This window comes from Microbulbifer rhizosphaerae (assembly GCF_014191725.1).
In the GTDB taxonomy this organism is placed as follows: Bacteria; Pseudomonadota; Gammaproteobacteria; order Pseudomonadales; family Cellvibrionaceae; genus Microbulbifer; species Microbulbifer rhizosphaerae.
This window is the reverse complement of the sequence record NZ_JACHWZ010000028.1, coordinates 46,123-59,220: the sequence shown is the minus strand read 5'-3', so window position 1 is coordinate 59,220 and position 13,098 is coordinate 46,123. Positions and strand designations below refer to the sequence as shown.

The window sequence follows — 13,098 nt, the reverse complement described above, 5'->3', positions numbered from 1 at the left end:
CATGTCCTGACCCGAAGCCACTGACAGAGAGGAACAACGGAAAATGCAGTGCCAATAGTTGACAAGTCAATCCATATCAGGAGCCTGCTTGCAGGGCCAAACCGCGTGTTTACAAAGCACCGCTTTGTGCTCGGTTTGGCGACCCGCCAGGGATGGCGGGGCCGGGGCCCGATCGAACGGGCTCTCGCCTCGCCATGGATGACAACTGGAAGTCTGTTGCCCGCACCTTTCGCCTGCAAGCAGGCTCCTACAAAAATGGCTTAGCTCAAGTCTTATGGCTCGAACAGGGGGTTCGCCCCAACATTCTGCAAATCAGCCACGAATAAACTGCGATTTCTTTATCCAGTGACTACCCCGATATTTCCGGGTCGGCCTGGAACCCTTCTTCGCCCAGAAGAAATGCCGGTTGAACTGAAACTCCACATCGTACCCTTCGGCCAATTCCGCCAGCGGCATCGCCTGCCAGCTGGTCTCGCGGCGCTTGCTGGTGGCTTCCAGCAGATATTCCTTGTTGCCGGCAATGGCGACCACCCAGGCGTGCCCCTCCCCGTTGTGGGTGCCCATGGCGACACGGGCGTCTACGCCCAGTTCTATCAGCCAGTCCGCGAGCAGGATCGCGTGATCCTCGCAGTCGCCGCGCTTCTGGTAATAGGCCTGCCGCGAGGTCTGCCAGATGTCGGCGAGTCCGGAGTACTGCAGGTGATCGTATTGATACTCTTTGTGCATCGCCAGGGTATACAGCGGTACCCAGAGTTGTTTGGTCTTGAACGGTTTGAAGCCCACCAGGTAACTGCTGGCAAAGTGGTGCTCGCTGTCCAGACCGCGGGCGGATGCGGTGGCTTCGCGAATGCCCTGCCAGTGCCAGATGGAGACATAGGCGCTCTGCTCGGGGCTGCGCTTGGTCACTGACTGCTGGATAAACTTTTCTGTCAGGGGCTGGCTGCTGCCCTGCACCCGCACGACGCCGCGCTGGGAGTCCTTGGAGTACTCTGTCTCTGCCGGCTGGCTGCCGAACTCCCGCGGTTGGAATTCAGGTTCGGCCGAAGGGACGCCGGATAAGGTCACCAGTATATGTGGCAGCGTCAGGGCGGTACTGAAACCAATTGCCAGTATCCAGTAGCGCATACCTGTCTCTATCCTTTCAGGCCGAAAGAGATAATGATGGCAATAAACAGCAGGATGGTGGAGGCGAAAATAGCCACTGCGATATTGCCGCTCTTCAATTCGTTTTCGATATCCACGTGCTTGAGCAGTTTCTTGTCGATTACGATCAGGGAGAGTATGCCGATCAGCAGGGCGAGAAAGGTGTAGATTAAATTGACCCCCAGATTGAACAGGGTGGCGGTGATAAATTCCAGTTCCATAGTTATTACTCGCGACCAGAAAAACTTCGTAGCCGCCTATTAGACCACAAAAAAAGGGGGCCGCAGGCCCCCTAAGTCTGTCGCAACTGCAGCGGATTTATTTGCAGTTCTTGCCCTTACAGCTCCCCCCATCGCTGGGATTGGTGCCGGTACAGCCGTTGGCCGTCAGGTAATCCACGGCGGCCTTGGCCTGTACCAGGCCGTAGCCGTAGGCGTTGTCGCGGCCGGCTGCGCCCAGGTCTTCCGCAGAGGCGTCCAGGGCCGCGCGGATTTCGCCGTTGGCGCAGTTGGGGAAGTTGCTCCACACCAGGGCGGCGACGCCGACGACGTGAGGTGTGGCCATGGAGGTGCCGTTAAAGTAGGCGTAGTCGCTGGCTTCCACGCTCAGGGTGGTGCTCACACCCAACTGGTTCAGCAGGGCGGCGCCGTCGGTATCGGAGATGCCCGCGGAGGGAATGGAGGTAACGGTTTCGCCCAGGGTGCCGGAGAGCATGCCCGGTTCGTTGTTGTAGATGACCGCGGCGATCCCGCCGCCGGCCTCGCAGTTGAGCACCTTGTCGGCGAAGCTGATATTGCCGCGCTGGATCAGGCACACCTTGTCGGCGGCCGCGGTGCAGGCGGATTCGGCGGTGCCGCAGTCGGCCAGGGCGCCGGTGGCGGAGGCCAGCGGGCTGCCCTCCATGGCCAGGGCTTCCACCGGTGTTCCGGCCACGGTCAGGGAGGTGTCAAGGCCCGTGCCCATGGGCACCGAGGAGAGCACCTCCACGCCGGGGCCGGAGAGTTCCACTTGGTCGGTCTGCTGGGAGAAGTCGGCGACAGCCTTGTTGCTGTCGATGGCGGCCACGGAAACCACCGAGTCGTAGGAGGCCGGGTAGGAGTGGCGGGTGTTGCCGTCGTTGCCGGCGGCGGCGATGGACAGAACCCCGGCGGTATTATAGATATCGGCAAATGCGCGCTCTTCTGTTCTGGAGGCGCGCTCGCCGCCCAGGCTCATATTGATCACGTTGGCGCCGTTGCTGACACAGGTGTCGGCGGCCGCCACCAGGGAGGATGAATAGCCCCAGCCATCGGCGTTGAACACCTTGACGATATGCAGGTTGATGTTGGCACTGGGCATCACACCCACCACGCCCACGCTGTTGTTGATGGCGGCGATGGTGCCGGCTACGTGGGTGCCGTGGCCGTCCTGATCCTCGTACCAGTTGCCGGTGCCGGAATCGCTGGTGCCGGTGACGGCATTGCCGGACAAATCTTCATGGGCGATGTTGTAACCGGAGTCGATGATGCACACGGTGCGGTTGCCGGCCAGGACGTCGCTCACCTGGTCCGCCTGCACCATGGGGATTCCGTAGGGCACGCTCTGGGCCATCAGGTAGCGTTTGACGTCTTCTTCCACATACTCCACGTTCGGGTTGTTCTGCAGTGCCTGCAGGGCTTTCTCCGGCAGGTGGGCGGCAACGGCGTTGCGCTTCTCCAGCCCCAGGGCGACACGGCCGCCGTGCTGTTTCATCTGTGCCTGGATCGCGGGGCCCTTGCCTTCCTTGAACTTGATGATATAGCGGTCGTTATCGGCACTGGCCTGGGCCGAGAGGGCCAACGCCAGGGCGCTGGCGGCAAAGAGAGGTAACTTGTTTGTCATTGTAGTGCTCCACAGTAAGTGTTCAGCGTATCTAGTTATTGGAATGGTCTGCCTCCCGGCGGCACCTGCGCATTCGATTGGAGAATGCGGCGCCGCCGACTGCTGGTGGCGATGGAGCGAAAGATAACAGGCAGGATATTGGCGCCAATTGGAATGTTTCAGTTGTGTGATGTGATGACTATTTCTGAAAAGTATTCTGGTGAGGGGACGTTTTATGCCTGTGGGAGGGTTCGCCAGGTTCGTCTCACCCCCTAGGGGCTGCTGTTTGTCTATGTACAAAAGTACTATCTGAAGGAAATGGGAGGTCGCCCTCCCTGGCGCTGTAATCTTGTGAATAAGCGCTGTAGGAGCGGCCGGTGGCCGCGATCTGACTCGGCTTCGTAGCTAAAATCGATCGCGGCCAGCGGCCGCTCCCGGCCGGACCGCTCCCGGCCGGACCGCTCCTACAGGGGGTGGGAGGGTTACTGATCGCTCGCTACGGCCGGCTCGTCGAGCTGCTTGCCATCCGCGTCCAGCTCAGCCACGGGGCCGATATCCAGTGATTCGATGCCGGCGGCGATCTTCTCCTTGTCGCCGACGATCACCCAGGTGAAGTGGTCGGGCTTGATCACCTCTCCCGCCAGCTGGTGCACCCGCTCCAGGTCTATGTCGCGAATCCGCTGCGCGTAGCCGTCCATGTAGTCCAGCGGGTGCCCGTAGATGACGATATTCGCTGCGGCGCCGGCCACCGCGGCGATGGTCTCGAAGCGGCCGGGCAGTTCGTTGATCCGCTTGCTTTTGATTTTCTCCAGTTCGTCCTGCTGCGCCGGCCGATCGGCGATATAGGCATTCAGCTCCTTCTGCAGTTCCGCCAGGGACTCCTTGGTCTTGTCCGTCTGCACCGGTGCGTACACTAGGTAGGGCTGCTGGCCCACGGCACCGGTCAGGAAGGAGTAGGCACCGTAGGCCCAGTGCTTCTCCTCGCGCAGGTTCATATTGATGCGCGCGGTAAAGGTGCCGCCGATGATGTCGTTCATCATATGCATGGCCTCGGCCCGGGGCATTTTCTCCGAAGGTGCGAGCAGGCCGCCGATAATGATCGACTGCTCGGCGCCGGGCTTGTTGATCAGGTAGACGCGGGCGCTGTCCGGATGGGCGATCTGCGCCAGGTTTTTCCGCGGCAGCGGGGTCTCGGGTTTCTGCCAGTCGGCGAAGTGCTTTTCCAGCTGTGCCTTGAGCGCGTCCATGGTGATATCGCCCACCGCCAGCAGGGTGGCGTTGTCCGGGCGCAACCAGGTCTCATGGTATTGCACCAGGTCGTCGCGGGTCAGGGACTGGATGGACTCCTCGGTTCCGCTGCCGGTAAAGGGCACGCCGTAGGCGTGGTCCTCGCCGTAGAGCAGTGGCGGCAGGCTGCGCAGGGCCATCTGTATCGGCTTGGTCTTCTCCTGCTGGATGCCCGCCAGCCAGCGGCCGCGCTTGCGCTCGATTTCCTCTTCGGAAAACTGCGGGCGCAACACCACGTCGGCGAACAGGGCCATGGATTCGTCCAGGTTGTCGGCCAGCGCGTTGAGGCGCACCGTGGAGGTGTCGATATCCGCCCCCGCGCCGATCTGCGCGCCCAGCAGTTCCTCCCGCTCGCTGATTTCCAGCGCGCCCAGCTCGCCGGCGCCCTCCTTGAGCATGGACATGGCATAGCTGGCGGTGCCCAGCTTCTTGCCCTGGTCCGCGGCGTAGCCGGCGTCGAACAATATCTGTAGATCCACCACCGGCACCGCGTGGCGCTCCGCCAATACCACCTTCAGACCGTTGGCCAGTTCCGCGGTCTGGAGCTCCGGAAAAGGCACCGAGGGGAATTCCCCCGGCTGCGGCAGTTGTGAGCGATCGGCGCCGGCGGCGGCGGTCTTGTACTCGGGAAAGGGATGCACTTCCAGGTTGTAGTCGCCGCTGGACAGCCACTCTTGCGCCGCTGCCCGCACCTGCTGCGGGGTCAGTTGCTGCTTCTCGGCCAGGGCCTTGAGGGCGGCGTTGGGATCGCCCAGGTAGAGTTCGCCGCGGGCCAGGGTGACTCCCTTGCCGCTCCAGCCGCCGATCTGTTCCAGGCTGCGGGCGACGCTGGCGTAGGCGCTCATATTGACCCGCTGCAGTTCCTCGGCGGTGGGGCCCTCTTCCAGGAAGCGCGCCACCTCCTCATCGATGGCCTTCTCCACCTCGGCCAGCTCCACGCCGGGCTTGGCATCGGCGACCACCTGGAAGATCGAGGCCAGCTCGAATTCATACAGGTTGACCGAAGCGTTGGTGGCCAGCTGATCTTTGTAGACCAAGCGCTTGTACAGGCGCGAATTCTTGCCCTCGCCCAGCACCGCCGCGGCCAGAGCCACCGCGTTGGCGTCCGCGTGGCTCAGGTTGGGGGTGTTCCACACCTTGTACAGGCGCGATTGGGCCACGCGGTCGAACATCTGTTCGCGGGAGGACTGGTCGCGTTTGGCGATCCAGGCTTTCTTCTTCACCAGGGGCGGGCCGGCGGGAATATCGGCGAAGTAGTTGCCTACTTTTTCCTTCGCGGTCTGCACATCGATATCGCCGGCCAGCACCAGCACGGTGTTGGCAGCGCCATAGTAGGTCTTGAACCACTGGTGCACGTCGTCCAGTGACGCGGCGTTCAGGTCCTCCATGGAGCCGATGGTGGTCCAGGAATAGGGGTGTCCCTCGGGGAAGATGGCCTTCTGCATCTGCTCCCAGACTTTCCCGTAGGGCTGATTCTGCCCCTGGCGCTTCTCGTTTTGCACCACGCCGCGCTGCTCGTCGAGTTTCTCTTGAGTGATGGCGCCGAGCAGGTGGCCCATGCGGTCGGACTCCATCCATAGGGCCATATCCAGCGCGTTCTTGGGCACCGTCTCGAAATAGTTGGTGCGGTCGAGCCAGGTGGTGCCGTTCATGCCGGTGGCGCCGGCCTGCTCGAAGGGCTTGAAGAATTCGTCGTCGTAGTTTTCAGAGCCGTTGAACATCAGGTGCTCGAACAGGTGCGCGAAGCCTGTGCGCCCGGGCTTTTCATCCTTGGAGCCCACGTGGTACCAGACCCCCACGGAGACGATCGGCGCCTTGGGGTCCTCGTGCACGATGACGCGCAGGCCGTTGTCCAGGGTGAATTTTTCGTAGGCAATGGAGAGGGATTCCGGGGCCTTGGTTTCGACAGCCGGGGCGGCGGCCGGGGTTGCCTCAGTACTGGCGGGTGTGGCGGACTGCCGGGGCTCTTCGCAGGCGCTCAGCAACAGTGGCAGTGCGACAGCCAGGCAGCTGCGGGAAAAACTTTTCATGGCGAATTCCTTTTTCCTGGTTATTTTCCCGGACCTTTATACCGGCCGTCGCCGTTGCTGGCAAACTGCGACGGGGGCTAAGCGCAATACTGTCGAGTTAGGTCACTTTTGTAGGAGCGGCGGGGAGGTTTTTCCTAACACAGCATTGGGGCTAAGCGTCGTCCTCGCTCTGCACGGCCAACTGCAGGTTGCCGTCGCTGTCTTCGCTGACGACCACCACTACCGGGCGGCAGCACACTGAACAGTCTTCGATAGTGGTCTGCGTGCCCACGGAGCGGTCCACCACCAGGGTGATGGGTTCGCCGCAATAAGGGCAACTGGCGCGATGCTCTTCCAGTCCCGGGATCATTCTGTGGTTCCTCGCTGTGGCAGGTAGCGTCCGACCCAGGCGGCCAGGGTGTCGGCGATGTAATCCGCGTCCTTCTGGCGGGTTAGCAGATGGTCGGCGTCGTCCAGGCTGATAAAGCTCTTCGGGTGCATGGCGCGGTTGTAGATTTCCGCCGCCTCGTCCACGGAGACCATATTGTCCAGCGGCGAGTGGTAGATCAGCAGCGGCCGGTCCAGGTTGCGGATATGGCCGGACCTGCGCCGCTGCAGGTCGTCGAGAAACTGCTTGCGGATCACGAAGGGCCGCCCGCCCAGCTGCACTTCCGCCTGCCCCTCGCGCAGGATGGTATCCACGGAGTCCGCGAACTGGCGGGTGACGTGTTCGGCATCGGCGGGGGCGGCGATGGTGGCGATGGCGCGGGCTTCGGGAATCGCGCCGGCCGCGGCGAGTACCGCTGCGCCGCCCAGGCTGTGGCCCAGCAGCAGTTCCGGCGGCCGCTGCTCGCGGCGCAGGAATTCGGCGGCGGCGAGCAGATCCGCCACATTGGAGGAGAAGTTGGTGTCGGCGAAGTCCCCCTCGCTATTCCCCAGCCCGGTGAAGTCGAAGCGCAACACCGCGTAGCCCAGCTCCGCCAGCCGGCGGGCGATGCGCGAGGCGGCCAGCACGTCCTTGCCACAAGTAAAGCAGTGGGCGAAGAGAGCAGTGGCGCGCTGCGGCCCCTTCGCCGGAACTTCCAGTATGCCGGCCAGCCGCGCGCCGCTGCCGCCGGGAAAGGTCACCTTGTGCCGCCTGCCCATGGAAGTATCTCCCTGTCCGTTTCCGGGCAATGGTAGGGAGCGGTGGCCGGCGGGGCAATTGGCCTTTCAGCCGGTCTTTTGCGGCCACACCGCGTGGTAACGATATCAGGTGCCACCGGGGCGGCGGCGGGCCGGCGCAGTTGGTATAATCCGCGCCCACTTTTTCCACAGAACAGAGGGGACTGGCAATGGCGGTCAAACTGATGAAGGATCTGGACCTGAAAGGCAAGCGCCTGCTGATTCGCGAAGACTTGAACGTGCCGATAAAAGACGGCGCGGTCACCTCCGACGCCCGTATTCGCGCCGCCCTGCCCACTATTCAGGCCGCTGTAGACGCCGGCGCCAGGGTGCTGCTGATGTCCCACCTGGGCCGCCCCACCGAGGGCGAATACGAGGAAGAGTTCTCCCTGGCCCCGGTGGCCGCTCATCTGGGGAAACTATTGGGGTGCGAGGTGCCGCTGGTCAAGGAGTGGCGCGAAGGTGTAGAGCTGGCCGACGGCGAAGTGGCGCTGCTGGAAAATGTGCGTTTCAACCCCGGCGAGAAGAAGGACGACGAGCAACTGGCCCGCGCCTATGCGAGCCTGTGCGATATCTTTGTGATGGACGCCTTCGGCACCGCCCACCGCGCCCAGGCCTCCACCCACGGCGTGGCCAAATATGCCCCGGTGGCCTGTGCCGGCCCGCTGCTGGCAGAGGAACTGGATGCGCTGCAGAAGGCCCTGGCCAATCCCGCGCGGCCGATGGTGGCGATCGTCGGCGGTTCCAAGGTCTCCACCAAGCTCAGCGTGCTGGAGACCCTCGCAGATAAAGTGGACCAGCTGATCGTGGGCGGCGGCATCGCCAACACCTTCCTCGCCGCGGCCGGCAAGCCGGTGGGCAAGTCCCTGTGCGAGCACGACCTGGTGGATACCGCGAGCAGCCTGATGCAGAAATGCGATATCCCGCTGCCGGTGGACGTGGTGACCGGCAAGGAGTTCAGCGAATCCGCCGAAGCGGAAACCAAACCCGCCGACGAGGTGGCCGCGGACGATATGATTTTCGATATCGGCCCGCAATCCTCGGAAAAGCTCGAGGAAATACTGCGCGGGGCGAAAACCATTATCTGGAACGGCCCGGTGGGAGTGTTCGAATTCGACCAGTTCGGCGGTGGCACCGAGCGCCTCTCGAAAGCCATCGCCGAGAGCGATGCCTTCTCCATCGCCGGCGGCGGCGACACCCTGGCGGCGGTGGACAAGTACGGTATCACCGACAAGGTCTCCTACATCTCCACCGGCGGCGGCGCCTTCCTGGAATATGTGGAGGGCAAGACACTGCCCGCAGTGGAGATTCTCGAATCCCGCGCCCAAGACTGACCGATATGTTTCCTGTAGGAGCGGCCGCTGGCCGCGATCGCGGCCAGCGGCCGCTCCTACAAACAAACCATCAAAAATAATTATTAGCTTTTAGCATTTCGCACCGAGACGAGACAGGAATTTTTTATGGCCCTAATCAGCTTGCGCCAACTGCTGGACCACGCTGCCGAATACGGCTACGGCGTGCCCGCGTTCAACGTCAACAACCTGGAACAGATGCGCGCGATCATGGAGGCGGCGAAGCAGACCGATTCGCCGGTGATCGTGCAGGCCTCCGCCGGCGCGCGCAAATACGCCGGCGCGCCCTTCCTGCGCCACCTGATCCTCGCCGCCATCGAGGAGTTCCCGGAAATCCCGGTGGTGATGCACCAGGACCACGGCACCAGCCCGGCGGTGTGCCAGCGCTCCATCCAACTGGGTTTCAGTTCGGTAATGATGGACGGCTCCCTGCAGGAGGACGGCAAGACCCCGGCCTCCTACGAATACAATGTGGACGTCACCCGGCGCGCGGTGGAAATGGCCCACGCCTGCGGCGTGTCCGTGGAAGGCGAGCTGGGTTGCCTGGGTTCGCTGGAAACCGGTATGGCCGGCGAGGAGGACGGCGTGGGGGCCGAGGGCAAATTGTCCCACGACCAGCTGCTGACCGACCCGGAAGAAGCGGCGGATTTCGTGCAGAAGACCCGGGTGGATGCGCTGGCCATCGCCTGCGGCACCAGCCACGGCGCCTACAAGTTCAGCCGCCCGCCCACCGGCGATATTCTGGCGATCGACCGCATCAAGGAAATCCACGCGCGGATTCCCGACACCCACTTGGTGATGCACGGCTCCTCCTCGGTGCCCCAGGAGTGGCTGGCCATCATCAATGAATTCGGCGGCGAGATTCCCGAGACCTACGGCGTGCCGGTGGAGCAGATCTGCGAGGGCATCAAGCACGGCGTGCGCAAGGTGAATGTGGACACCGACCTGCGCCTGGCCTCCACCGGCGCAACCCGCCGCTTCCTGGCCCAGAACCCCTCCGAGTTCGACCCGCGCAAATTCCTCAAAGCCACCATAGAGGCCATGAGGGACATCTGCATGGCCCGCTACGAGGCTTTCGGCACCGCCGGCAATGCCAGCAAGATACGCCCCGTTGGCCTGGAGGATATGTCCAAGCGCTACGAGACCGGCGAGCTGGAGCCGCAGATCAAGTAATCCCCCTGAAAGATCAGCTCCCCTCTCCTGCTTGCGGGGGAGGGGCTGGGGGAGGGGGCCTCCTGGGACCGCGGAGCTCCAGCTCCGCAAAGCGGGCCGCAGGCCCGCTAATGCAGTACCATTGATCCAATGGACCTACTGCAAGATATCACCACCGTCGAACACAGCCCGGTCATCAAGCGCCCGGACTATTCGGCCCTGCGCGAGCAACTGCCCGAGCTGGATTTCAGCGGCAACGATGAGGGCCCGCTGCTGCCGGCCCTGCAGGAGTACCGCAACTACTACGACCTGCAGTTTCCCCTGGCCCACAGAACCGGGGTGGGCACTTTCGAGGCGGCGGGTTTTGAGCTGGTGGCCCAGTACTGGCTGGTGGAAAAGCCCCGCGGTACCCTGTTTATCTGCCACGGCTATTTCGATCATACCGGCATTTACGGTTCGGCCATTCGCTTCGGCCTGGAGCGCGAGCTCAATGTGGTGATCTTCGATTTCCCGGGCCACGGTCTTTCCAGCGGCGAGCCGGTGGCCATCGATACCTTTTTGCAGTACCGGCAGGCATTGGAGGCACTGCTGCATATCGCCCGCGACAAGCTGCCGGGCCCCTGGCACGCCCTCGGGCAAAGCACCGGCGGCGCCGCGCTGCTGGCCTACCTGCAATACAGCTGCTGGCAGCCGTTCGACAAAATCTTCCTGCTGGCGCCGCTGGTGCGCCCGGCGCGCTGGCAGCTGCGCAAGTGGCGGTATTACCTGGGCCGCTTCTTTCTGGCGAATCCAGACCGCGGCTTCAACATCAATACCCACGATGCCGAGTTCGCCCGCCGCCAGGCACACCGGGACCCGCTTCAGTCTCCGGTGATGTCCATGCGCTGGCTCACCGCCATGGTGGACTGGCTCAACACCTTTCCCAAGACCGCGAAAAATCCCAAACCGATTCTGGTGCTGCAGGGCACCGGCGACGAGACCGTCTCCTGGCGCTACAACATGCGCGTCGTGCGCGACCGCTTTCCCAACAGCAAGCGGGTGATAGTGCGCGGCGCGCGCCACCAGATGATCAACGAGACCCAGCCCTACCGGCACCGGATACTGCAGGCAATGGACGAGTGGCTGAATTCCTAGTTTTGTAGGAGCGGCCGTTGGCCGCGATAGGTCTATGGGTTAACCACCATCGCTGATTCACGCCATCCCTGGCGTTCACCCTTCGGGCGCCTTCGGCGTCCAATTTGTTCCAGACAAATTTGTCGCAGCCAACGGCTGCTCCTACAGGGAGATCCGCTTAAGCGACAGCTTTGCTCTGCTGCTGCAACCTGTGCCGCTGTGCCGCTGTGCCGCTGTGCCGCTGTGCCGCTGTGCCGCTGTGCCAGTGCATCCAGCGAATAGAGGCCCAGCCCCAGCCACACCAGGCCGAAAGTCACCATCTTGCCCTCGCCGAAAGGCTCGCCAAACGCCAGCGTGGCGAGTAACAGGTGCAGGGTGGGTGCCAGGTACTGCAGGAATCCCACCGTGGAGAGGTTGAGCCGGCGCGTGGCGATATTGAACAGCAGCAGCGGGATCAGGGTTATCAGGCCGGCCAGCAACAGCAGACCGTTCAGTTGCCAGTTGTTGTTGAACAGGTTGCTGCTGCCGCTCCAGAACAGGAATGCGCTGATACCGGCGAACAGGCCGGCCGCGGCGGAGTCGTTGTTGCGCAAGGAGGTACACCTTGGATGCAAGGAAGTGAGGAAGCGCGGCAATTGTAGGAGCGGCCGTTGGCCGCGATCAATCCCTGTCGCGGCCAACGGCCGCTCCTACGGGGCGAAAATATTCAGAAAAGCACCCTGCAGCGCAGCGTGCCGGGAATATTTTTCAGCTTCTCCAGCGCCAAGTCCGAGTACTCCGCATCCACATCGATCACTACATAGCCCAGGGTCTCGTTGGTCTGCAGGAACTGCGCGGAAATGTTGATTTTGTTTTCCGAGAATACCTGGTTGATGGCGCCGAGCACGCCGGGCACGTTCTTGTGAATGTGCAGCAGCCGGTGCGCGCCCACATGGCCGGGCAGTGCCACCTCGGGGAAATTCACCGAACTGGTGGTGGTGCCGTTATCGGAATAGTGGGCGAGCTTCTCCGCCACCTCGGTGCCGATATTCTCCTGCGCCTCCACGGTGGAGCCGCCGATATGCGGGGTGAGCAGCGCGCTGTCGATATCGCGCAGGGGAGACTGGAACTCGTCGTCGTTGCCCCGGGGCTCCACCGGGAAGACATCGATGGCCGCGCCGGCCAGATGGCCGCTTTTCAGCGCCTCGGCCAGCGCGTCGATATCCACCACGGTACCGCGGGAGGCGTTGAGCAGGATCGCGCCGGGTTTCATGTGGGCTATCTGCTTTGCGCCGATCATCATCTTGGTGGACGGCAGTTCCGGCACGTGCAGGGAGACCACATCCGCCTGTGCCAGCAGTTCGTCGAGGGAGTTTATCTGACTGGCGTTGCCCAGCGGCAGCTTGGTGATTACGTCGTAGAAGATCACCCGCATGCCCATGGCTTCCGCCATCACTGACACCTGGGAACCGATGGCGCCGTAGCCGACGAGTCCCAGGGTCTTGCCCCGCGCCTCGAAGGAGCCGGCGGCGGACTTGAGCCAGCCGCCGCGGTGGCAGACGGCGTTCTTCTGCGGGATGCCGCGCAGCATCAGGATGCTCTCCGCGATAATCAGCTCCGCCACGCTGCGGGTGTTCGAGTAGGGCGCGTTGAACACCGCGATGCCCAGCTCAGTAGCTGCCTGCAGGTCCACCTGGTTGGTGCCGATGCAGAAGCAGCCGATGGCGATCAGCTTGGGGGCGTTTTCCAGCACCTTGCGGGTCAGTTGGGTGCGCGAACGGATGCCGATAAAGTGAGCGTCGGCAATTTTCTCGATCAACTGCTCTTCCGGCAGCGAAGTCTTGAGGTACTCCACATTGGTGTAACCGCGGGAAGCCAGCAGATCCACCGAGGACTGGTGGACCCCTTCCAGCAGCAGGATGTGGATCTTGTCTTTTTTCAGGGACTCTTTTTGGTGGGTGGGCGGAGCCATATACACTCTCTTGACTGTGGGCGACAGGATTGGCGGTAAAATCCGGGAAGCCGGGAAGCCGGGAGCCCGGCGAGGGCGCGATCATACC

Annotated in this window: 11 protein-coding genes; 3 read left to right on the top strand and 8 right to left on the bottom strand. The window is 62.8% G+C overall.

The window, feature by feature from the left end:
• Positions 1-312: 312 nt before the first annotated feature.
• From FHS09_RS20515 to FHS09_RS20490, 6 genes are all read right to left on the bottom strand, one after another.
• Entirely contained in the window at positions 313-1,125 is an 813-nt protein-coding gene (locus FHS09_RS20515) for a transglutaminase domain-containing protein (RefSeq protein WP_183463434.1), read from the bottom strand.
• An 8-nt stretch (positions 1,126-1,133) separates the two neighbouring features.
• A complete protein-coding gene (locus FHS09_RS20510; protein ID WP_183463432.1) occupies positions 1,134-1,364 on the bottom strand; it encodes a DUF350 domain-containing protein in 231 nt (76 codons plus the stop codon).
• A 97-nt stretch (positions 1,365-1,461) separates the two neighbouring features.
• A complete protein-coding gene (locus FHS09_RS20505; RefSeq protein ID WP_183463430.1) occupies positions 1,462-3,003 on the bottom strand; it encodes a S8 family serine peptidase in 1,542 nt (513 codons plus the stop codon).
• Positions 3,004-3,464: 461 nt separating this feature from the next.
• Positions 3,465-6,299, bottom strand: coding sequence for a M16 family metallopeptidase (locus FHS09_RS20500; protein WP_183463428.1), 2,835 nt, complete (start codon positions 6,297-6,299; stop codon positions 3,465-3,467).
• 151 nt (positions 6,300-6,450) lie between these two features.
• The gene (locus tag FHS09_RS20495; protein WP_183463426.1) at positions 6,451-6,648 is read right to left on the bottom strand and encodes a CPXCG motif-containing cysteine-rich protein; all 198 of its coding nucleotides are present in this window, start codon (positions 6,646-6,648) and stop codon (positions 6,451-6,453) included.
• The gene (locus FHS09_RS20490; RefSeq protein ID WP_183463424.1) at positions 6,645-7,424 is read right to left on the bottom strand and encodes an alpha/beta hydrolase family protein; all 780 of its coding nucleotides are present in this window, start codon (positions 7,422-7,424) and stop codon (positions 6,645-6,647) included. The genes FHS09_RS20495 and FHS09_RS20490 overlap by 4 nt, the downstream gene beginning before the upstream one ends.
• Before the next feature lie 188 nt (positions 7,425-7,612).
• On the opposite strand from FHS09_RS20490, the gene FHS09_RS20485 reads away from it, so the two are divergent.
• The 3 genes from FHS09_RS20485 (at position 7,613) to FHS09_RS20475 (ending at position 11,080) form a co-directional block, all read left to right on the top strand.
• The gene (locus FHS09_RS20485; protein WP_183463422.1) at positions 7,613-8,776 is read left to right on the top strand and encodes a phosphoglycerate kinase; all 1,164 of its coding nucleotides are present in this window, start codon (positions 7,613-7,615) and stop codon (positions 8,774-8,776) included.
• A 126-nt stretch (positions 8,777-8,902) separates the two neighbouring features.
• The gene (gene fba, locus FHS09_RS20480) at positions 8,903-9,967 is read left to right on the top strand and encodes a class II fructose-bisphosphate aldolase (protein ID WP_183463420.1); all 1,065 of its coding nucleotides are present in this window, start codon (positions 8,903-8,905) and stop codon (positions 9,965-9,967) included.
• A 129-nt stretch (positions 9,968-10,096) separates the two neighbouring features.
• Entirely contained in the window at positions 10,097-11,080 is a 984-nt protein-coding gene (locus tag FHS09_RS20475) for an alpha/beta hydrolase (protein WP_183463418.1), read from the top strand.
• Positions 11,081-11,112: 32 nt separating this feature from the next.
• On the opposite strand, the gene FHS09_RS20470 is transcribed toward FHS09_RS20475, so the two are convergent.
• Positions 11,113-11,652 carry an EamA family transporter gene (locus FHS09_RS20470; protein ID WP_246395177.1) on the bottom strand — a complete coding sequence of 180 codons (540 nt, stop codon included), beginning with the start codon at positions 11,650-11,652 and terminating at the stop codon, positions 11,113-11,115.
• A 113-nt stretch (positions 11,653-11,765) separates the two neighbouring features.
• Complete coding sequence (gene serA, locus FHS09_RS20465; protein WP_183463414.1) at positions 11,766-13,010, bottom strand: phosphoglycerate dehydrogenase; 1,245 nt, start codon at positions 13,008-13,010, stop codon at positions 11,766-11,768.
• Positions 13,011-13,098 lie beyond the last annotated feature (88 nt).

Excerpts from the sequence above, each read along its gene's own strand:
- FHS09_RS20510 (WP_183463432.1), bottom strand. The coding sequence starts at position 1,364 with ATGGAACTGGAATTTATCACCGCCACCCTGTTCAATCTGGGGGTCAAT.
- FHS09_RS20495 (WP_183463426.1), bottom strand. The coding sequence starts at position 6,648 with ATGATCCCGGGACTGGAAGAGCATCGCGCCAGTTGCCCTTATTGCGGC.
- FHS09_RS20500 (WP_183463428.1), bottom strand. The coding sequence starts at position 6,299 with ATGAAAAGTTTTTCCCGCAGCTGCCTGGCTGTCGCACTGCCACTGTTG.
- fba (WP_183463420.1), top strand. The coding sequence starts at position 8,903 with ATGGCCCTAATCAGCTTGCGCCAACTGCTGGACCACGCTGCCGAATAC.
- FHS09_RS20490 (WP_183463424.1), bottom strand. The coding sequence starts at position 7,424 with ATGGGCAGGCGGCACAAGGTGACCTTTCCCGGCGGCAGCGGCGCGCGG.
- FHS09_RS20505 (WP_183463430.1), bottom strand. The coding sequence starts at position 3,003 with ATGACAAACAAGTTACCTCTCTTTGCCGCCAGCGCCCTGGCGTTGGCC.
- FHS09_RS20475 (WP_183463418.1), top strand. The coding sequence starts at position 10,097 with ATGGACCTACTGCAAGATATCACCACCGTCGAACACAGCCCGGTCATC.
- serA (WP_183463414.1), bottom strand. The coding sequence starts at position 13,010 with ATGGCTCCGCCCACCCACCAAAAAGAGTCCCTGAAAAAAGACAAGATC.
- FHS09_RS20515 (WP_183463434.1), bottom strand. The coding sequence starts at position 1,125 with ATGCGCTACTGGATACTGGCAATTGGTTTCAGTACCGCCCTGACGCTG.
- FHS09_RS20485 (WP_183463422.1), top strand. The coding sequence starts at position 7,613 with ATGGCGGTCAAACTGATGAAGGATCTGGACCTGAAAGGCAAGCGCCTG.